Annotated in this window: 20 protein-coding genes and 1 tRNA gene; 13 read left to right on the top strand and 8 right to left on the bottom strand. The window is 63.6% G+C overall.

From position 1 onward, the window contains the following. Positions 1 to 94: 94 nt before the first annotated feature. Both IB277_RS15250 and IB277_RS15255 read right to left on the bottom strand, forming a co-directional pair. Positions 95 to 1,354 carry an ABC transporter substrate-binding protein gene (locus IB277_RS15250; RefSeq protein ID WP_034804866.1) on the bottom strand — a complete coding sequence of 420 codons (1,260 nt, stop codon included), beginning with the start codon at positions 1,352 to 1,354 and terminating at the stop codon, positions 95 to 97. Positions 1,355 to 1,411: 57 nt separating this feature from the next. Further along, complete coding sequence (locus tag IB277_RS15255; RefSeq protein WP_060519462.1) at positions 1,412 to 2,308, bottom strand: N-acetylmuramic acid 6-phosphate etherase; 897 nt, start codon at positions 2,306 to 2,308, stop codon at positions 1,412 to 1,414. Between the two features lie 198 nt (positions 2,309 to 2,506). Here IB277_RS15255 and IB277_RS15260 point away from each other — a divergent pair, with 198 nt between their 5' ends. From IB277_RS15260 to nagA, 4 genes are read left to right on the top strand one after another with little or no spacing between them, the layout of a single operon-like run. Further along, positions 2,507 to 3,391: an N-acetylglucosamine kinase gene (locus IB277_RS15260; protein WP_060519464.1), complete on the top strand. Its 885-nt coding sequence runs from the start codon at positions 2,507 to 2,509 to the stop codon at positions 3,389 to 3,391. Then, entirely contained in the window at positions 3,388 to 4,152 is a 765-nt protein-coding gene (locus IB277_RS15265; protein WP_034804855.1) for a GntR family transcriptional regulator, read from the top strand. The genes IB277_RS15260 and IB277_RS15265 overlap by 4 nt, the downstream gene beginning before the upstream one ends. Positions 4,153 to 4,185: 33 nt before the next feature. Continuing rightward, complete coding sequence (locus IB277_RS15270) at positions 4,186 to 5,208, top strand: SIS domain-containing protein (RefSeq protein WP_192371312.1); 1,023 nt, start codon at positions 4,186 to 4,188, stop codon at positions 5,206 to 5,208. After that, positions 5,205 to 6,365: an N-acetylglucosamine-6-phosphate deacetylase gene (nagA, locus tag IB277_RS15275; protein ID WP_060609504.1), complete on the top strand. Its 1,161-nt coding sequence runs from the start codon at positions 5,205 to 5,207 to the stop codon at positions 6,363 to 6,365. The genes IB277_RS15270 and nagA overlap by 4 nt, the downstream gene beginning before the upstream one ends. Before the next feature lie 86 nt (positions 6,366 to 6,451). Here the strand turns inward: nagA and IB277_RS15280 are convergent, their stop codons facing one another. Genes IB277_RS15280 through IB277_RS15290 form a run of 3 tightly spaced genes read right to left on the bottom strand, consistent with a single transcriptional unit; the run spans position 6,452 to position 9,452 of the window. After that, positions 6,452 to 7,186 carry a copper homeostasis protein CutC gene (locus IB277_RS15280; protein ID WP_060609500.1) on the bottom strand — a complete coding sequence of 245 codons (735 nt, stop codon included), beginning with the start codon at positions 7,184 to 7,186 and terminating at the stop codon, positions 6,452 to 6,454. Then, positions 7,183 to 8,094, bottom strand: a complete 912-nt coding sequence (locus tag IB277_RS15285; RefSeq protein ID WP_060609497.1) for an ROK family protein — start codon at positions 8,092 to 8,094, stop codon at positions 7,183 to 7,185. Before IB277_RS15285 ends, IB277_RS15280 begins: the two co-directional genes overlap by 4 nt. Further along, the gene (locus IB277_RS15290) at positions 8,091 to 9,452 is read right to left on the bottom strand and encodes an amidase (protein ID WP_110818578.1); all 1,362 of its coding nucleotides are present in this window, start codon (positions 9,450 to 9,452) and stop codon (positions 8,091 to 8,093) included. The genes IB277_RS15285 and IB277_RS15290 overlap by 4 nt, the downstream gene beginning before the upstream one ends. A gap of 194 nt (positions 9,453 to 9,646) precedes the next feature. Here IB277_RS15290 and IB277_RS15295 point away from each other — a divergent pair, with 194 nt between their 5' ends. Both IB277_RS15295 and IB277_RS15300 read left to right on the top strand, forming a co-directional pair. Next, on the top strand, positions 9,647 to 10,378 hold the full coding sequence (locus IB277_RS15295) for a sulfate transporter family protein (protein WP_034804837.1): 732 nt from the start codon (positions 9,647 to 9,649) through the stop codon (positions 10,376 to 10,378). A gap of 75 nt (positions 10,379 to 10,453) precedes the next feature. Beyond that, complete coding sequence (locus IB277_RS15300) at positions 10,454 to 10,663, top strand: SlyX family protein (RefSeq protein WP_034804834.1); 210 nt, start codon at positions 10,454 to 10,456, stop codon at positions 10,661 to 10,663. A gap of 84 nt (positions 10,664 to 10,747) precedes the next feature. Here the strand turns inward: IB277_RS15300 and IB277_RS15305 are convergent, their stop codons facing one another. From IB277_RS15305 to IB277_RS15315, 3 genes are all read right to left on the bottom strand, one after another. Beyond that, the gene (locus tag IB277_RS15305) at positions 10,748 to 11,740 is read right to left on the bottom strand and encodes a BMP family protein (protein ID WP_034804831.1); all 993 of its coding nucleotides are present in this window, start codon (positions 11,738 to 11,740) and stop codon (positions 10,748 to 10,750) included. Positions 11,741 to 12,045: 305 nt separating this feature from the next. Continuing rightward, positions 12,046 to 12,699 carry a peptide-methionine (S)-S-oxide reductase MsrA gene (msrA, locus tag IB277_RS15310; RefSeq protein WP_110818577.1) on the bottom strand — a complete coding sequence of 218 codons (654 nt, stop codon included), beginning with the start codon at positions 12,697 to 12,699 and terminating at the stop codon, positions 12,046 to 12,048. A 39-nt stretch (positions 12,700 to 12,738) separates the two neighbouring features. Next, positions 12,739 to 13,056, bottom strand: a complete 318-nt coding sequence (locus IB277_RS15315) for a membrane protein (protein WP_034804825.1) — start codon at positions 13,054 to 13,056, stop codon at positions 12,739 to 12,741. A 382-nt stretch (positions 13,057 to 13,438) separates the two neighbouring features. Here IB277_RS15315 and IB277_RS15320 point away from each other — a divergent pair. From IB277_RS15320 to IB277_RS15350, 7 genes are all read left to right on the top strand, one after another. Then, positions 13,439 to 13,528, top strand: a tRNA-Ser gene (locus IB277_RS15320). 181 nt (positions 13,529 to 13,709) lie between these two features. Next, positions 13,710 to 14,024: a helix-turn-helix transcriptional regulator gene (locus tag IB277_RS15325; protein WP_034804822.1), complete on the top strand. Its 315-nt coding sequence runs from the start codon at positions 13,710 to 13,712 to the stop codon at positions 14,022 to 14,024. Beyond that, complete coding sequence (locus IB277_RS15330; RefSeq protein ID WP_090296171.1) at positions 14,021 to 14,377, top strand: SRPBCC domain-containing protein; 357 nt, start codon at positions 14,021 to 14,023, stop codon at positions 14,375 to 14,377. Before IB277_RS15325 ends, IB277_RS15330 begins: the two co-directional genes overlap by 4 nt. Positions 14,378 to 14,421: 44 nt before the next feature. After that, positions 14,422 to 15,054 carry an ATP-dependent Clp protease proteolytic subunit gene (locus tag IB277_RS15335; RefSeq protein ID WP_034804815.1) on the top strand — a complete coding sequence of 211 codons (633 nt, stop codon included), beginning with the start codon at positions 14,422 to 14,424 and terminating at the stop codon, positions 15,052 to 15,054. A gap of 185 nt (positions 15,055 to 15,239) precedes the next feature. Next, entirely contained in the window at positions 15,240 to 15,545 is a 306-nt protein-coding gene (locus IB277_RS15340; RefSeq protein ID WP_060580552.1) for a putative quinol monooxygenase, read from the top strand. Between the two features lie 103 nt (positions 15,546 to 15,648). Next, positions 15,649 to 16,521 carry a sigma-70 family RNA polymerase sigma factor gene (locus IB277_RS15345; RefSeq protein WP_110818575.1) on the top strand — a complete coding sequence of 291 codons (873 nt, stop codon included), beginning with the start codon at positions 15,649 to 15,651 and terminating at the stop codon, positions 16,519 to 16,521. 182 nt (positions 16,522 to 16,703) lie between these two features. After that, on the top strand, positions 16,704 to 17,342 hold the full coding sequence (locus IB277_RS15350) for a bifunctional 2-polyprenyl-6-hydroxyphenol methylase/3-demethylubiquinol 3-O-methyltransferase UbiG (protein ID WP_110818574.1): 639 nt from the start codon (positions 16,704 to 16,706) through the stop codon (positions 17,340 to 17,342). The last annotated feature ends 2 nt before the right edge of the window (positions 17,343 to 17,344 follow it).

Genomic DNA, 17,344 nt, shown 5'->3' on the forward strand with positions numbered 1-17,344 from the left:
ATCCGGCTAAAGGTGCTCTATGCACGTCCAGAACGTGCGGCGCTGTAGGGCCGACCCTCCCCAAGAAGGGGAGGGAACCTGTTGCGCTTACGTCTTACTTCGCCGGCTTGTACCAGGCGTCGAGGCCCTTCTGCAGCTTCTCGGCGGCAACCTCAGGCGTATCCGTGCCGTTGATCACGTTGGCCGATTCGACCCAGGTCTCATTTTCCAGGCTCGGGGTGCCGCGTGCCAGGATCTGGTAGGTCGAGCGGATCGTCGGCTTGCACTTTTCGCGCCAGGAGACGAATTCCTGGGCGAGCGGATCGGTCATCTTCACCGGGGTCGAGTTGAGGCTGAAGAAGCCCGGCAGTGCGTTGGCGTAGATGTCGGCGAACTCAGGCGAAGCAACCCAGGTCAGGAAGGTCTTGGCCTGCTCGGCATGTGCGCTCTTGGCATTGAGGCCGATACCGATGTCGTTGTGGTCCGAAATGTAGCAGGTGTCGCCAGCGTTTTTGACCGGCGGCGGGAAGGCGCCCATCTTGAACTGAGCCTGGGTGTTGAACAGGCCGATCTCCCACGAGCCGGCCGGATAGATCGCGGCGCGGCCGAGCGTGAAGAGGTTCTGGCTGTCCGGGTAGGTCTGGGCTTCGAAGCCGTCGCCGAGATAATCCTTCCACTTGGCAAGAACGCGGTAGGGCTCGACCCACGGCTCGTCGGTCAGCTTCTGCTCGCCCTTGATCAGCGCGGCGCGGCCTTCCTCACCCTTCCAGTAGTTCGGGCCGATGTTCTGGTAGCCCATGGTTGCGGCTTCCCAGAGATCCTTGGTGCCCATCGCCATCGGGATGTAGTTACCGTCGGCCTTGATCTTGTCGAGGGCAGCGAAGAATTCCGCTTCCGTCGTCGGGATCTGGATGCCGAGCTGGTCGAAGGCGTCCTTGTTGTAGATGAAGCCGTGGATGACCGATGCCATAGGCACGCAGAAGGTGGCCTTGCCGTCATCGGTGGTCCAGGCAGACTTGGCGACCGGCGAGAAGTTTTCCATGCCCGGCAGGCTCGTCAGGTCGGCGAGGTGCTTCTTGTTGTAAAGTTCGAGCGAGACGTCGAACGGACGGCAGGTGACGAGGTCGCCTGCGGAGCCGGCGTCGAGCTTGGCGTTGAGCGCGGCATTGTATTCGGTCGGTGCCATCGGGGCGAACTTGACCTTGATGCCCGGGTTCTTGGCTTCGAAGGCCGGGATCAGCTTTTCCTGCCAGATCGCCAGGTCGTCGTTGCGCCAGCTTTCGATGGTCAGCGTCACGTCCTCGGCGTGCGCCAGCCCGGCCGTGCCGAGAATGCTCGACGCAAGCAGCAGGCCCTTGATAGTCGTACGGGTCATTCAGCTTCTCCCTCTTATGTTGCGCCGTTTTGGCGCGGTTTGAATCCCAGGCTTATGTCAGGCCGTGACGATATCGATCGCCCGGCGCAGGTTCTGTCTGGCCTCTTTCAGTGCCGCCTCCGCGACCGCAACGTCCTTCGCGCCAGAGGCGAGAAGGATTGCGACCTTGACCGAGCCGGAGGCCATGTTGATCAGCCGGCCGGCCTCGCCAGCGCTGATGCCGGTAATGTCGGTAACGATGCGGATTGCGCGGCCGTGCAGCTTGATATTGTCGGCGCGCAGGTTGACCATGTGGCCGTCGAGCACATGCCCGAGTTGAATGCCGACCAGCGTCGAGAACATGTTGAAGGCGATCTTCTGCGCGGTACCGGCACCCATGCGCGTCGAACCGGAAACCACTTCCGGGGGCGTCTGCAGAAGGATCGAAACGTCGGCGTCCTTGAACAGCGCCGCACCAGGATTGTTGGCGACAGCGATCACCTTGGCGCCCAGCTTGCGGGCCTCGTCGGCCGCGGCGAGCGCGTAAGGGGTGGAGCCGCTGGCGGAAACGGAAACAAGGCAGTCGCCCGCGCCGATGCCGGCCTTGCGGACGTCGTTGCGGGCAAGGTCCATGTCGTCTTCATAGCCGCCCGCAAGGTCGCTCAGGCTGGCGGTGCCGCCGGCAAGCAGAACGACGATCTGGTCCTGGGGAATGCCGTAGGTGCCGGGCAGTTCGAGCGCATCGGCCATGGCCATCAGGCCGGAACTGCCAGCGCCCGCATAGGCGAGACGCCGGCCGGATGCGAGGGATTCGGCCGCGAGCGATGCGGCAGCCGCAATCGACTCGATCGCCGCGTCGACGGCCTTGGCGGCCGCCTGCTGGCCGGACGCGAGCAGCCGGAGCGCCAGCGCCGGATGCATAAGATCCAGGCCCTTGGCGTTGTCGTGGCGCTCTTCGGTCTTGGCTGACGGCATGGGTTGTATCTCCTCTTGGTCAAATTAATGCCAAAAAAATACCAATTGTCCAGCAGAATTTAAGTTTTGACGTCTTAAAAAACTAAACAGCTAAATTAGCCATTGAATTTCAACGTATTGCAACGAAAACGAAACTGCAGACGGATTCAGGCTTGGTTATTGGTATTTTTTTGGTATCCTCAATGGGCGGAGGTACTCATGACAAATTACCTGATCGGAATCGATGGCGGCGGAACGAGCTGCCGGGCTGCTGTGGCATCGGCGGACGGGCGCATTCTCGGGCGCGGCAAGGCGGGTGCGGCCAATATCCTGACAGACCCGGAAACCGCGCTTGCCAATATCGGTGAGGCCGCACGCGCCGCCTTTATGGAAGCGGGCCTTGATCCCCAGGGCATAACCGCTGCCAAGGCGATCGTCGGTGTCGCCGGGCACAATGTCGGCGACGCCGTGCATTATGTTAAGCGCCGCCTGCCGTTCGCCGCAGCCGATATCGAATCCGATGGCTTGATTGCCCTTCAGGGCGCGCTCGGCAATCGTGACGGTGCGGTCGCTATTCTCGGTACCGGCAGCATCTATATCCTTCGCCAGGGCGAAACCGTCAGCTATGTCGGCGGCTGGGGCTTCACCATCGGCGACCATGGCAGCGGTGCACGCATCGGCCATGCGCTTCTGCAGGAAAGCCTGCTTGCCTTCGACAATATTCATGAAGCCTCGGCGGTCACCGACAGCGTCCTTGCCGAATTCAACAACGAGGCGCGCGACGTCGTCGATTTCGCCCGCCTCGCCAAGCCCGGGGAATTCGGCCGCTATGCGCCGCGTGTTTTCGAAGGCGCCGCCGCCGGCGACCCGGTTGCCGTGCGCATCCTGAAAGCCGCTGCCCTCACAGTGGATGAGGCGCTTGATGTCGTCGTTGCAAGAGGCTGCGAAAGATTGTGCCTTCTTGGCGGATTGGCGCCGCTCTATCGCCCCTGGCTTGCCGATCGGCATCAGGCCCTGCTCGTCGAGGCGGAAGCCGACGCGCTGACCGGATCGGTCGCCGTTGCCGCCCAGCGTTTCGGCACCCAGGCGAGGGCAGGCGCATGACGCACCAGCTCGCTTCCATTCTGCCGCTCGAGGGTCTGCAGTCCGGAGGGTCGGGGCCGCTCTATCTCAAGCTTCGGCAATCGCTCGAAGACGCGATCCAGTCGGGCAAGTTGAACCACGGCGACGCTCTGCCGCCCGAGCGTGATCTTGCCGACTACGCCAACATCAGCCGCGTCACCGTGCGCAAGGCGGTGGACGATCTCGTGCGCGACGGCCTGCTGGTTCGCCGCCACGGCTCCGGCACCTTCGTCGTCAAGCCGGTCTCCAAGGTGCAGCAGTCGCTCTCGCGGCTGACCTCGTTCACGGAAGACATGGCGCGCCGCGGCCTGAACACCCATGCCCGCTGGCTGGAGCGCGGCCTGTTTCACCCCTCTCCGGATGAGATGATGGCGCTCGGCCTTCCGGCCGACGCGCTGGTTGCCCGGCTCGGGCGCCTGCGCATCGCCGACGACATGCCGCTTGCCATCGAGCGCGCCAGCATTTCGGCGGAGTTCCTGCCGGACCCGCAGGCCGTCACCTCGTCTCTCTATACTGCGCTCGACAAGACCCGCTCGCGACCGGTTCGCGCCGTGCAGCGCATCTCCGCCTGCAACATCAAGGATCCGGATGCCTCGATGCTCGGCGTCGCCGTCGGTTCGGCCGGCCTTTCCATCGAACGTGTCTCCTATCTCGCATCGGGACGCGTCGTCGAATTCACCCGCTCGCTCTACCGGGGCGATGCCTATGACTTTGTCGCGGAACTGACGCTGTCGGAATCCTAAAAGCGACGGCTCCGCCAAGAAAGGGAATTGACCATGCAGACCAATATGCGCCGAGAAATCGACGAGATCCCCGAAGCCGCCCAGCGTCTGCTGGAACGCTCCGCCGACCAGCTGAAGGCCGCCGGCGCCGCACTGCGCGCCAAGGATCCGGCCTTCCTCGTCACTATCGCCCGCGGCTCCTCCGACCATGCGGCGCTGTTCCTCAAATATGCGATCGAGCTGCAAGCCGGCGTGCCCGTCGCTTCGCTCGGCCCGTCGCTCGCCTCGATCTACGGTGCCAAGCTGAAGCTCGGCGGTGCCGCGGCGATCGCGATTTCGCAGTCGGGCAAGAGCCCGGATATCGTCGCCATGGCAAAGGCTGCAACCGATGCCGGCGCGGTCTCGATCGCGCTCACCAACACGCTGCCGTCGCCGATTTCAGAGGCCTGCACCAACCCGCTCGACATCTTGGCCGGTCCGGAAATCGCCGTTGCCGCCACGAAGTCATACGTCAATTCGATCGTCGCTGGCCTTGCCGTGCTCGGCGAATGGACCGGCGACGCTGCACTTCAGCGCGCGGTCGCCGACCTGCCGAACCAGTTTGCCAAGGCCGTGAAGCTCGACTGGCAGGCCTTTGCCGACGATCTCGGCGAAGCCGAATCGCTCTATGTGCTCGGCCGCGGCCCGGCGCTCGCCATCGCCAGCGAAGCGGCGCTGAAGTTCAAGGAAACCTCCGGCATGCATGCGGAAGCCTATTCGGCGGCCGAAGTGCTGCACGGGCCGGTGGCGCTCGTCGGCGCCAAGTTCCCGGTGCTCACGCTTGCCGCCCGTGATGCGGCCGAGACGTCGGTTGCCGGCATTGCCGACGGTATGGCGAAAAAGGGCGCGGTGGTTCATGCTACTTCGAACCTCGCCGTCAAGGCCAAGCGCCTGCCGTTCGTCGAGACCGGTCACCCGATCACCGACGCGCTGACGCTGATCCTGCCGTTCTACGGTTTCGTCGAGGCCTGGTCGCGTTCGCGCGGTCTCAATCCCGATGCGCCGGCAAGCCTCAAGAAGGTAACGGAGACGAGATGAGCGAGAGGAAGGCAATCACCGGCGCCCGCCTGTTCGACGGCGTCGAATGGCACGACGGCTGCGCCCTCGTCATCGAAGCTGGTCGCGTCAAGGCGATCGTGGCGTCGGCCGACATTCCCGCCGACGCCGAACGGATCGATGCCCACGGCATGCTGCTGGTGCCGGGTTTCATCGACCTGCAGGTCAACGGCGGCGGTGGTGCGCTTCTGAACGAGGAGCCGACCGTCGAAGGCATCCGGCAGATCTGCTCGGCCCATGCCAAGTTCGGCACCACGGCGCTTCTGCCGACGCTGATCACCGATACGCGCGAAATCCGAAGCGCCACCATCAAGGCCGGCCTTGAGGCAAAGGCGGCCGGTGTGCCCGGTTTCCTCGGGCTGCATCTCGAAGGCCCGCATCTTTCGGTCGCGCGCAAGGGTGCTCATGATCCGAAACTGATCCGGTCGATGGACGATGCCGATCTCGCCGAAATGCTCGATTGCGCCAAGGCGCTCGGTGTCCTGATGGTGACTGTGGCGCCGGAAAACGCCACCAGGGAGCAGGTAAAGGCGCTCGCCGATGCCGGTGCCGTCGTCAGCCTCGGCCACACGGATGTCGGCTATGAAACTGCGGTCGCCTACGCCAAGGCGGGTGCACGTACCGTCACTCACCTCTTCAATGCCATGAGCGGTCTCGGCCATCGCGAGCCGGGCGTGGTCGGTGCTGCGCTTGCCACCGGCACGCTGCATGCGGGCCTGATTGCCGACGGCTATCACGTCGAGCCGGCGTCGATGGGCGTGGCGCTGCGCGCCAAGGTGGGGCCGGGCCAGATCTTTCTCGTCACGGACGCGATGTCGCCGATCGGCACCGACATGAAGAGCTTCCAGCTCAATGGCCGCGAAATCCTGCGCGAAGGTGGCCGCTTGACGCTTGCCGACGGCACGCTTGCCGGCGCCGACATCGACATGCTGTCTTCGGTGCGCTTCGTGCACGAGAAGCTTGGCCTCCCGGTCGAGGAAGCCCTTCGCATGGCGTCCGCCTATCCGGCCGATGCCATGGGGCTTGCCACTCACAAGGGACGGCTGAAGCCCGGAGCGGACGCCGATTTCGTGTTGCTCACGCCTGAACTCGGCATGGGCTCCACCTGGATTGGCGGCGACCAAGTCTACGCAGCCTGATTGCCGCTTACGAGAAGATTTGACAAGAAGACCCGGAAAGCGCTCTGCTCTCCGGGTCTTTCCTTTGAGGGAAGGAAAGGCGCCGATCAGCGCGGGCTGCGGGCCGCAAGCTTCGCCTTCATCGCCCGCACCGTCTCCGGATCGGTGCGGCGCCGATCGGAAGAAACGAACCCCATATCGACCAAGCGTTGATCCTGAGCCGGCTCACTAATCGAGCAGGAGGAGTGCACTTCGCTGACCGTGAGGTGATCGAGCAGAGCGTCGACCGTCTTCAGCGTGACGCCGGATCCCGGCATGATCGACAGCCTGGCCTTGGCAAGGCCGATGATTTCGCTAAGGCGGTCGATCGCCTGCGGCGCGCTCCTGGCCCCGCCTGAGGTGAGAATGCGCTCGAAGCCAAGGTCGACTGCGATTTCCATCGCCTCGGCGAAATCCGGGACGAGGTCGAAGGCCCGGTGCAGCGTCATGCCGAGTCCGGCTGCATGGCCGCTGAGCTTGGTGAGCATCGACGTGTCGAGCCGGCCATCGGCAAGCGAGGCGCCGAGCACGACGCCGGCCAGACCGGCATCCCGTACCGCGTCGATATCGCGGCGCATCGCGTCGAGGTCAGCGGTTGAGAAAATGAAGTCGCCGGGCCGCGGCCGGATCATCGCGTAGACGGGCACTCGTGGCGGGCCAGCCAGCGCCATAAGGCCGGGATTGGGCGTGAGGCCACCGACGGAAAGGGCGGCGCAAAGCTCGATCCGGTCGGCGCCGCCTTCGATGGCCGCGTAAAGTCCGTCGGCATCGTCGACGCAGACTTCGAGTTTGATGTCGCTCATGCCTTGTCTCCTGAAAGCCCGAGCAGCGCCGCGCCAATGAGGCCGGGCTCGATCCGGCATTCGCCGCGTACAACCAACGGCCGGTCGAACCGCCGCAGAATCCGGCTACGCACCGCCTTGTCGATCTCGGCGAGCAGTTCCTCGGCATTGGAAAGGCCGCCGCCGACGGGCACGATCGTCGCACCCGTGATGTTGACGACGAGCGCCAGCGGTGAGCTGACGAGATCGACGAGCAGGTCGACCGTGCGTTTCGCCTCGGCGTCGCCAACCTTCCAGGCCTCGATGATCTCTTGGCTCGAAAGCGTCTTGCCGTGAGCGGTCTGGTGCAGCCGTTCCAGCCCGCGGGCGCCGCCGACGGTATCGACGCAGCGCTTCTGGCCGCAGCCGCAGGCGTAGGCGGGAATCGCCATTGGTGGATCCCCGGCCTCCGACGCGATCGCCGGGCCATGGCCCCATTCGCCGGCGAATCCGCCATCGGCATTGATCAGCCGGCCGTCGATGACAAGGCCGCCGCCGACCCCGGTGCCGAGGATGGCACCAAAGACGATGCGATGACCGCGCCCTGCACCCGCTCCGGCCTCGGCCAGCGCAAAACAGTCGGCGTCATTGGCGATCTTTACCGGCAGATGCAGCGCCGCCTCGAGTTCAGCAACCAGTTCGAGCCCGTCGATGCAGGGAATGTTGGCGCATTTGATGCGCCGCGTCTCGGGATCGATCACGCCGGTGATCGAGATCGCCACGCAGTCCGGGTGTCCGCCCGCTTCGTCCAGAACCGATTCGAGCGCCTGCACGAACTGGCGGAAATTGGTAAGTGGCGTGGTTCGGCGCGGCAGCGGAAAGATCCGGTCGCGCGAATGCACGATCGCGCCTTTGATTGCAGAGCCGCCGATATCGAAACAGACGATCATGCCTCACCCCGGATGATCGCCTCGGCCGAAAGCGCCACCGAAAGCAGCCGGTCGTCCTGGTGATGCGGGGCCGCAAGCTGGAAGCCGACCGGCATTTCCGCCGCCCCGAGCCCGCAAGGAATGGAGATGCCGCAGAAATCCAGGAAGTTGCCGATCGAGGTGTTGCGCAGCGTCTTGCCGTTGATCTTGAAGAACAGTTCGTCGTCTTCGAGAAGCGGCGCGATCGGCGGGGCGACATGGGGCAGCGTCGGGTGGGCGATGAGTTCGTTCGGCTTCAGACTTTCGACCGTCTCGTGGATCAGCTGGTCGCGCGCGTCGAGGAGCGCGATGTAGTCGGGCATGGAGATCTTCTCGCCGAGCCGCGTGCGGGCGACGACGCGTGGATCCATCGCGTTGGCCTCGGGCCCGGCCAGACGCTCGCGGTGCAGCGCATAGGCCTCCGCCGTCACCAGGGCGCCGTGGCGGGCCATCAGCCCGAACACGGCCGAGAAGGTTGGAAAAGCGCGGCGGCTGACGGCAACGCCGGCCCGCTCAAGTCGCTTGATCGCGTCCTCGAAGGCCTCGACGACTTCCGGCTCCGCATCGTCGAACACCACCGTTTCCGGGATCACCAGCGCGATGCTCGAGAGGTCGGCGCGGCGCACGGTCGGCGCCGTCAGCCCGTGCATGGCGGCGTCCACCCAGACGGCATCCTGTACCGTGTGGCAGAGTGGCCCGAGCGAATCGAGGCTTTCAGCCAGCGGAAAAATGCCCTTCATCGCATAGCGGCCGCGCGTCGCCTTGTAGCCGACGATGCCGGTGAAGGCTGCGGGAATGCGGACAGATCCGCCGGTGTCGGTACCGATGGCCGCCGGCACCAGTCCGGCCGCAACCGCGACCGCCGAGCCCGACGACGAGCCGCCGGGAATGCGCTCGACGTCGGTGGCCGCCGGGTTGCGCGGCGTGCCGTAGTGCGGGTTGAGGCCAAGGCCGGAGAAGGCGAATTCACTAAGGTTGGTGCGACCGACACTGACCATGCCGGCGGCGGAAACGGCGGCGACCACAGGCGCGTCGCTCGTTGCCGGCGCGTTCGTCCGAAGCACGGCCGAGCCGGCGGTCGTAACGTTGCCGGCGGTGTCGAACAGGTCCTTCCAGGCGACCGGCAGGCCGTCGAGCAGACCGAGCGAGCGCCCGGCCCTCAGACGCTTCGAGGCAGCCTCCGCATCCCGCGTCGCGCGCTCCGGCGTCAGCTCGACAAAGATGGCGTAATCGCCGTGTGCGTCGATCGCCGCATAGGTTTCCTTGGCGAGCTCCACCGGATCCAGCTTGCCGCTCTGCACCAGCACTGAAAGGCTGGCGAGTGTCTTTTGTTCTGTCATGTCATCCTCCGCGGAGCGCTGCTGCCGGCATCCCGTATGTCTACAATATCGCCGCTCCCGGCGTTTTCCATGCTTCCCTTAGACGAGGCGCATGAATCTTGCATAAAGACGGGTGCCTGCCGGGACTATCTTGTCGCCGGTAGCGCCTCTGCCTACATGCACCATCGAACCTTGGCCCATGCTGGAGAGCGATGATGATCCTGGACGCGGCGCGACTGTCGCTTGCCAATCTGTTTGCACCCGAGACCCGATCGGTCTTCTGGAAGGTGCTGGGCCTGACGATCCTTGCGCTTGTCGCCCTGTGGTTTGCGGTGCGCGAAGTGTTCATCTGGCTCGCCTTGCCCTGGATCGACACGCTGATGCCGGGCACACCCGTCTGGGCCGGCTGGCTGACCTTCGTGCTCGGCATCTTCGCAAGCCTTGGCCTGGCCCTGGCGCTCGCCCTGCTTCTTGCGCCCGTCACCGCACTGATCGCCGGCTTCTTCCTCGACGACGTCGCCGACGTCATCGAGAAGCGTGACTATCCGAACGAGCCCCCGGGACGGCCGCTGCCGCTCGGCGAGGCGGTTGCCGGCTCACTGAAGTTCCTGGGCGTCGTGATCCTCGGCAACCTCCTGGCGCTGGTGCTGCTGCTCGTTCCGGGCGTCAATCTCGTCGCCTTCTTCCTGGTCAACGGCTATCTGCTCGGCCGCGAATTCTTCGAGTTTGCGGCGATGCGCTATCGCGCGCCGGCGGAAGCGCGGCTCTTCCGGGAAAAGCACCGCTCGACCGTCTTTCTCGCCGGTCTGCTGCTCGCGGGCTTCCTGGCTGTGCCCTTCGTCAACCTTTTGACGCCGCTCTTTGCCGCCGGCCTGATGGTGCACCTGCACAAGCGTCTTTCGGCTAGGGATCCCGGGTTCTCGCTGCGTGTGGCGGCGAAGGCATAAGGCCTTGCTTGACATAAGGCCGGCTGTGGCCAATCTGCCGGCAAACGGCGCCGCGCGCCCATGGAGTTTGCAAGAATGAGCAACACCGACGAACGGATCACCCGCCTCGAGGAGACCGTGGCCCATCAGGCCAAGACCATCGAGGAGCTTTCCGATCAGCTTGCCGAGCAATGGAAGGTGGTCGAGCAGGCGCGCGCCAAGCTCGACCGGCTGACCGAAAGGTTCCTGACGCTCGAAGAGCAGTCGCTCGACGCGCCGGCAATCACGAAGCCGCCGCATTACTGATCGCCGCGCTCACGTCAGGACAAGCAAAAAAATGGCCGCCGGTCCAATGAACCGGCGGCCTTTTTCATGACGCAAGCGCTGCTCTTAGTAAGGGCAGGACTCGTCGCTCATGTAGTCGTGGACCTGGACCTTGCCGGCAATGATTTCGGCCTTCACCTTTTCCACCGCGTCGAGCATCTCCGGCGTGATCAGCGCCTTGTTGTTGTCGTCGAGCGCGTAGCCGACGCCGTCTTCCTTGAGGCCGAGGTTGGAAATGCCGAATTCGAACTTGTCGTTCTTGGCTGCCGTGAAGGCTTCGTAGACGGCGACGTCGACGCGCTTCAGCATCGAGGTCAGGACCTTGCCCGGCTGCAGGGCGTTCTGGTTGCTATCGACGCCGATGCCGAGCTTGCCCGCATCTGCGGCTGCCTGCAGAACGCCGACACCGGTGCCGCCGGCTGCGTGGTAGACGACATCCGAGCCCTGGTCGATCTGGGACTTGGCGATTTCGCCGCCCTTGACCGGGTCGTTCCAGGCGTCCGGCGTCGTGCCGGTGTAGGCTTCCAGAACCTTGACGTCAGCGCCGGTCGACTTGGCGCCGCCAACGTAGCCACAGGCGAACTTGTGGATCAGCGGAACGTCCATGCCGCCGACGAAGCTGACGGTCTTCGACTTGGAAGCGAGACCGGCGAGAACGCCGACGAGGTAGGAGCCTTCCTGTTCCTTGAAGACGACCGACTTGACGTTCGGCTTCTCGACGACCATGTCGATGATCGCGAACTTGATATCCGGATATTCCGGCGCGATCTTCTCGAGCGAAGCCGCCCAGTTGAAGCCGGCCATGACGATCGGGCTGTTGCCGTCGCTGGCGAAGCGGCGCAGCGCCTGTTCACGCTGGGCATCGTTGGCGATTTCGAACTCGCGGTATTCGACGCCCGATTCCGTCTTGAACTTCTCGGCGCCGTTAAAGGCAGCCTCGTTGAAGGATTTGTCGAACTTGCCGCCGAGATCGTAGATGATCGCCGGCTTGATGTCGGCGGCCAGTGCCGTGGCGGACATCATCGAAAAGGCAAAAAGACCGAGAATTGTTTTTTTCATCGTGCAGCCCTGTTGTCGCTATTGATCTTATTGGGTCCTCCCGCCGGCTCCCTGACGGAAGCCTGTCTGCGGAACCCACCCCCTTCTCCTTGGGGCTAGGGTGGCGCATCCTTGCACGGTCACGGCAAAAAAACACTCAAAATTTTTCAGATGGTAAAAATTGAAGCCACGGATACCGGCACTCGTAAGGCACCGGTTCTGTTGCATTTTTTGAGATCACGACAAGGTGTCCCGGTCGGTCCGGTGCGGCCTCAGGGTTGTGGGTATCGCGACCGCGCGCGGGATGCCACCCGTGGGGTATGCGTCTAGTGGCCGATCGGGCAGCTGACGCCGGTGCCGCGCAGGCCGCAATAGCCGCTGGGGTTCTTCGCCAGATATTGCTGGTGGTAGTCCTCGGCGAAATAGAACGGTCCCGCCATGCCGATCTCGGTCGTCACCCTGCCGCCGTGATTGGCGTGCTTCAGCGCCGTCTGGAAAGTGGTGCGCGCGGCCTTGGCGTGCGCCAACTGCTCGTCGTCATAGGCATAGATCGCCGAGCGGTAGGTGGTGCCGATATCGTTGCCCTGGCGCATGCCCTGCGTCGGGTCGTGTTCCTCGAAGAAGGTCCTGAGCAGGCTCGCGAGCTTCACCTTTTCCGGATCATAGACGACCAGGACCACTTCGGCATGGCCGGTAAGCCCTGTCGTCGTTTCCTGGTAGGTCGGGTTCGGCGTCAGCCCGCCGGCATAGCCGACCGCGGTCACGTAGACGCCGGGGATGTTCCACAGCAATCGTTCGGCGCCCCAGAAGCAGCCCATGCCCAGAAGGATGCTCTTGGTGCCGTCGGGGTAGGGGCTTTTCAACGGCCGGCCGGAAACGAAATGTGTCTCGGCCGTCGGGATCGCGGCGTCACGGCCCGGCAGCGCCGTCTGCGCGTCCGGCATGATCGTTTTCTTGTTGAACATGTCGATCAGGAACATCAGCACACTCCTTTCGATGCGAAGGCCGCCTGCAATGCGTCAGGCGGCGAATCGTCCGGCCGCCGGCCGCTTCTTGTATCCGACCATCCATAGCACGAGGGCGATCAGCGCCAGCACCGCAAAGGCCGGCTGCTGCAGCAGCCAATGCAGCATCCCGTGCCAGATCGTCGGTGCGGTATCGGAACGTTGCGCAAACTGGACCCAGCTTGCCGTGTCGGCGCCAAGCGCTTCCAGGTCGTCGCCGAGCGACGTCATGACCAGTTCCGATGCTGCGACCGACTGGATCGCGTCGACGGCACCGGCAAGCACGGCGGCAAACAACACGACGGCGCTCGCCAGCCTCAATAGAAATCGCATCGGACGGCATTCCCTTCAATTCGCTGGCTGGCGCCGGTCATCGGCTCGGCGCGTCGCCCTGCCGCATCTTCTCCGATCGCCCGTGCCTCGGACAAGGCCCGACAATGAAAATATGCGGCAATCTGGCATGCCGGAGGATGTGGCCGAGACGGGCCGGACGCATCGGACACGCCCTGACGCAAGAGATAAGCCCCTTGCCCGGAGTGCACAATGGGAACCGGGAACCCGCCCGCGTCACAAGATGTCAATAATCTGTCAGAAAGCAGTTGATCCCGGGCAAATCATCGGTATATAGACGCGCGTCCGCCGGTTATCAGCCGGCTGACGCCGAAGGGCCCCGCCCTTCCCATCCAGCCGGATTGACCATCGGCTGCTGACGGATGGACAGGTGGCCGAGTGGTTGAAGGCGCACGCCTGGAACGCGTGTATACGTGAAAGCGTATCGAGGGTTCGAATCCCTCTCTGTCCGCCATTTCCCCCTTGTTCTGCTTCCATTACCAATGCGCATTAAGCGCTACCCTTGTCCTGTCTACTGGCGGGTATTGATCTGAAGCGCCGTGACAAAGTCGTTTGGTGCGCAAAGTCGCGTCCCTTCCTCCTCCTGCTGAACAGCGCACTTGTTATTGAGATAAGTCCGTGCTTATGTGTTTGGCATGATCGAGAACGAGATATTCCGAGCCCTGGCTGACCCCACGCGCCGCGCCATCTTCGAGAAGCTTGCTGATGGAAGCATGAATGCCAGCGCTTTGCGGGAAGGTATGGACATAAGCCAGCCGGCCATGTCCCAGCACATTTCGGTGTTGCGGAGTGCCGGGTTGGTGAAGGAGCAGCGGCAAGGTCGGTTCGTAAACTACGAAGTCGACCCGGACGGGCTGGCCCAAATTGCGCAGTGGCTCGCGAAATACCGTGCCTACTGGCCGGCACGCATCGAAGCTCTGAAGATCTTGCTGAAGGATATGGACCAATGAACCGCGAAATCAGCGCCCCGGACGATAACAGCCTTGAGCTGGAATACGAACTCGACGAGGCGCCGCAGAAGGTCTGGCGCGCAATCAGCATCCCGGCGTTTCGCGAGAACTGGCTACCGAAAGAGGCATTGGCCGACCCCGATGGCGCCGTCGTCGTGCCTGGAGAAGAGGTCTGCTACAGGCTGCGCGAAACCGAAGCTCCGTTTCTCGAAAGTACGGTCACATTCCGGATCGCCCCGATTGGTTCGGGCGGCACCCGGCTGCGGATCGTCCACGAACTGCCGAATGTTCGCGGCGGTCGCGTGACCAGGACGGCCGCGAACAGCAACGATACTCTCATGCTCGCCGCCTAGACCGGCGAGCTTCCCCTCAATCTCTGGATAAATGGAGTTCGCCGATGCGCGAAGCGATGCAACTCGTCCCTATGGTCGTCGAGCAGTCGAACGGTGGAGAGCGGTCGTTCGACATCTATTCCCGCCTGCTGCGCGAGCGAATCATCTTTCTCAACGGTGAGGTGAACGACACGGTCTCTGCGCTGGTCTGCGCCCAGATGCTTCTTCTCGAAGCGGAAAACCCGAAGAAGCCCATCCATCTCTATATCAATTCGCCGGGTGGCGTGGTGACCAGCGGTTTCGCCATGTACGACACCATGCGCTACATCCGGGCACCGGTGCATACACTGTGCATGGGGACCGCACGGTCGATGGGTTCGTTTCTGCTGATGGCCGGCACGCCGGGCCAACGGGCCGCCTTGCCCAATGCCAGCATCCTCGTGCACCAGCCATCGGGCGGTTTTCAGGGCCAGGCGTCCGACATGCAGATCCATGCCGAGGAGATCCTTCGCACCAAGCAGCGCATGACGCGCCTCTATGCGGAACATTGCGGACGGACCTACGAGGAGTTCGAACGCGCTATGGACCGGGACCGTTTCATGACCGCAGAAGAAGCATTGGAATGGGGCCTGATCGACACCATCCTGAAGGTTCGCGACGACGGCGAGCCGGCGGCCTCCAGCGGCTTTGCCCTCTAACGGTCTGTCACTGTTCGGCGGGCTACCGGCCGATAACGGATGGTCCGCTGCCGAGCCCCTCGAAGGCGCCCCCCTGCCAAGGGAGTATCCCCGACGTCCGCCTGGCGCTAAGAAATCTTCGCCCGCGCGATCCGTTTCGCCTCTCCGCTTCGTCTTTGGTGCATCCGCAACGAAGGAGAAGCACCATGACCACTGCACCCGTCACTCTCGTCAACGTTCTGAAGGTCGAACCCGGCAAGCAGGAGCAGTTGATCGCGCTGTTGAAGCGCAACATCGACACCGTCATCCGCACGCTCGGCGGCTGGCGGACGAGCCGGCTGATTGCTGCCAGGGATGGCACCAGCGTCATCATCTATTCGGAATGGGAGACGCCCGCGGCCGTCGAAGCGATGCGCGCCGATGTCAGGATGAAGGCCTATTTCCCACAGATCCTCGAACTGGCGAGCCTCGAATCGGTCATCGGTGAGGTGGTCCTCAGCGATCACAGCTGATGTCGAACGGCTGTGCGTTGCCGGAGCCGGTTTCGATCGGTCAGGCAGCGGACATTTTCTTCAGTCCACGCTATCGTCCGAACCGGCCCCTGGAGATATCCCGATGGAACTCGATGTCATGAATACGGAAGACTTCGAGGATCGCTTGAGGGATCTCCGGCCGCGGCTGCACCGCTATTGCGCGCGCATGACCGGCTCGGCCGTGGATGGTGAGGACGTGCTGCAGGACACGCTGATCAAGGCCGTGCAGGCGCGGGCGGATGGCGTGGTGGTGGACAATCTCGAAGGCTGGCTGCTGCGCATCGCCCACAACACCAGTCTGGATTTTCTGCGCCGGCGGTCCAGGCACAAGATCGTCCCCCTGCTCGATGACATGGAAGATGCGCCGCTGCCCGAGGCGGACATCGTTGCGATCGGCTTTCAAACTTTCCTGCAACTGCCGGAACTTCAACGCTGCGCGGTGATCCTGAAGGATGTGCTTGGTCATTCGATCGAGGAAATCGCCGCTATCGCCGAGTGTACGCCGGCGGCGGCCAAATCGGCGCTGCAGCGCGCCAGGGTGGCGCTCAGGTTCCTGACCGAACGCCCGGAGGATATGCGGCTGCCGCTGATGTCCGACGCGAACCGGCACAAATTGGCAAGTTTCGTGCGCTTCTTTCAGGGCGGCGACTTCGATGCCATCCGCGCCATGCTGGCCGACGATGTAAAACTTGAGCTGGTCAACAGGCTGAAGCTGGAGGGTCGCGAGGGCATCAGCCGCTATTTCACCGGCTATGCGCAGGAGACAAAGTGGCGTTTCGCGCTCGGCGCAATCGAAGGGCGGCCGGCCATGCTGGTTTTCGACAGTGCCGGCCCCATGGAAAAACCGGCGCATTTCGTCGTTCTCGATTGGCGTCGGGACGAGATCGCCGCGATCCGCGATTTTCTCTTCGCCCCCTATGTGCTTGAAACCGTTGATTGGGTTCGCCTGGCTTGAACTGCGAGAGAGCGGCTCTTTGCCGATCGAGGGTCCGTTCTCCGTCAAATGTTGACGGTTCCGCGCTATTCTTGGACTTTCGCTGGTATCGGCAGCCGTTGGGTTTCGGCAGGTTTCCCTGGCCGGTGTGGCACCGGCTTCGAGCATCGCGGGGGACCGGTTGCGTTCTGGGGAGAGGCAGCATGAGTTTGGCGAGCGACGCGCGCTTCTGGGACCGGACGTCGCGGCGATACGCCAAGGGAACGATCGCGGACCCGGCCGCCTATGAACACACGCTCGACCGCACCCGCGCCTTGCTTCTGCCCGATGACCGCGTGCTCGAACTCGGTTGCGGCACGGGAACGACGGCGTTTCGGCTGGCGGGCGATGTGCGCGACTACCTTGCAACCGATTTTTCGACCGAGATGATCGCCATTGCCCGGGAGAGGTACGCCGTCGACCTGGTTCCGAACCTCGCCTTTCGCAGCGCGACGGCCGAAACGCTTGCGGCCGAACGTGGGCAGTTCGATGCGGTGCTGGGCTTCAACTACCTGCATCTCGTGCGCGATCTGCCCGCCACGCTCGACAACATCCATACCCTGCTTGCCTCCAGGGGAGTGTTCATCTCCAAGACGCCCTGCGTCGGCGACATGAACCCGCTCGTCCAGCTCCTGCTCTTGCCGGCGATGCGGGCCGTCGGACTGGCGCCCTATGCGGCAACTTTCAGCGCAGCAGAACTCAGCCGGCACATCGTCGCCGCCGGCTTCGAGCTTCTGTCGGCGGAAAATCACGCATCGGCGAGCAACGACAACCGCCCCTACATCGTCGCCCGGAAGCGCTGAGG

This window comes from Ensifer sp. ENS07, from assembly GCF_014852185.1.
Lineage (GTDB): Bacteria > Pseudomonadota > Alphaproteobacteria > Rhizobiales > Rhizobiaceae > Ensifer > Ensifer adhaerens.

Bases quoted from the DNA above. Each gene is read 5' to 3' on its own strand.
- IB277_RS15300 (WP_034804834.1), top strand. From the start codon at position 10,454: ATGAGCAACACCGACGAACGGATCACCCGCCTCGAGGAGACCGTGGCC.
- msrA (WP_110818577.1), bottom strand. From the start codon at position 12,699: ATGTTCCTGATCGACATGTTCAACAAGAAAACGATCATGCCGGACGCG.
- IB277_RS15255 (WP_060519462.1), bottom strand. From the start codon at position 2,308: ATGCCGTCAGCCAAGACCGAAGAGCGCCACGACAACGCCAAGGGCCTG.
- IB277_RS15335 (WP_034804815.1), top strand. From the start codon at position 14,422: ATGCGCGAAGCGATGCAACTCGTCCCTATGGTCGTCGAGCAGTCGAAC.
- IB277_RS15315 (WP_034804825.1), bottom strand. From the start codon at position 13,056: ATGCGATTTCTATTGAGGCTGGCGAGCGCCGTCGTGTTGTTTGCCGCC.
- IB277_RS15350 (WP_110818574.1), top strand. From the start codon at position 16,704: ATGAGTTTGGCGAGCGACGCGCGCTTCTGGGACCGGACGTCGCGGCGA.
- IB277_RS15325 (WP_034804822.1), top strand. From the start codon at position 13,710: ATGATCGAGAACGAGATATTCCGAGCCCTGGCTGACCCCACGCGCCGC.
- IB277_RS15295 (WP_034804837.1), top strand. From the start codon at position 9,647: ATGATCCTGGACGCGGCGCGACTGTCGCTTGCCAATCTGTTTGCACCC.
- IB277_RS15265 (WP_034804855.1), top strand. From the start codon at position 3,388: ATGACGCACCAGCTCGCTTCCATTCTGCCGCTCGAGGGTCTGCAGTCC.
- IB277_RS15250 (WP_034804866.1), bottom strand. From the start codon at position 1,354: ATGACCCGTACGACTATCAAGGGCCTGCTGCTTGCGTCGAGCATTCTC.
- IB277_RS15330 (WP_090296171.1), top strand. From the start codon at position 14,021: ATGAACCGCGAAATCAGCGCCCCGGACGATAACAGCCTTGAGCTGGAA.
- IB277_RS15305 (WP_034804831.1), bottom strand. From the start codon at position 11,740: ATGAAAAAAACAATTCTCGGTCTTTTTGCCTTTTCGATGATGTCCGCC.
- IB277_RS15340 (WP_060580552.1), top strand. From the start codon at position 15,240: ATGACCACTGCACCCGTCACTCTCGTCAACGTTCTGAAGGTCGAACCC.
- IB277_RS15345 (WP_110818575.1), top strand. From the start codon at position 15,649: ATGGAACTCGATGTCATGAATACGGAAGACTTCGAGGATCGCTTGAGG.
- IB277_RS15280 (WP_060609500.1), bottom strand. From the start codon at position 7,186: ATGAGCGACATCAAACTCGAAGTCTGCGTCGACGATGCCGACGGACTT.
- IB277_RS15260 (WP_060519464.1), top strand. From the start codon at position 2,507: ATGACAAATTACCTGATCGGAATCGATGGCGGCGGAACGAGCTGCCGG.
- IB277_RS15290 (WP_110818578.1), bottom strand. From the start codon at position 9,452: ATGACAGAACAAAAGACACTCGCCAGCCTTTCAGTGCTGGTGCAGAGC.
- nagA (WP_060609504.1), top strand. From the start codon at position 5,205: ATGAGCGAGAGGAAGGCAATCACCGGCGCCCGCCTGTTCGACGGCGTC.
- IB277_RS15270 (WP_192371312.1), top strand. From the start codon at position 4,186: ATGCAGACCAATATGCGCCGAGAAATCGACGAGATCCCCGAAGCCGCC.
- IB277_RS15285 (WP_060609497.1), bottom strand. From the start codon at position 8,094: ATGATCGTCTGTTTCGATATCGGCGGCTCTGCAATCAAAGGCGCGATC.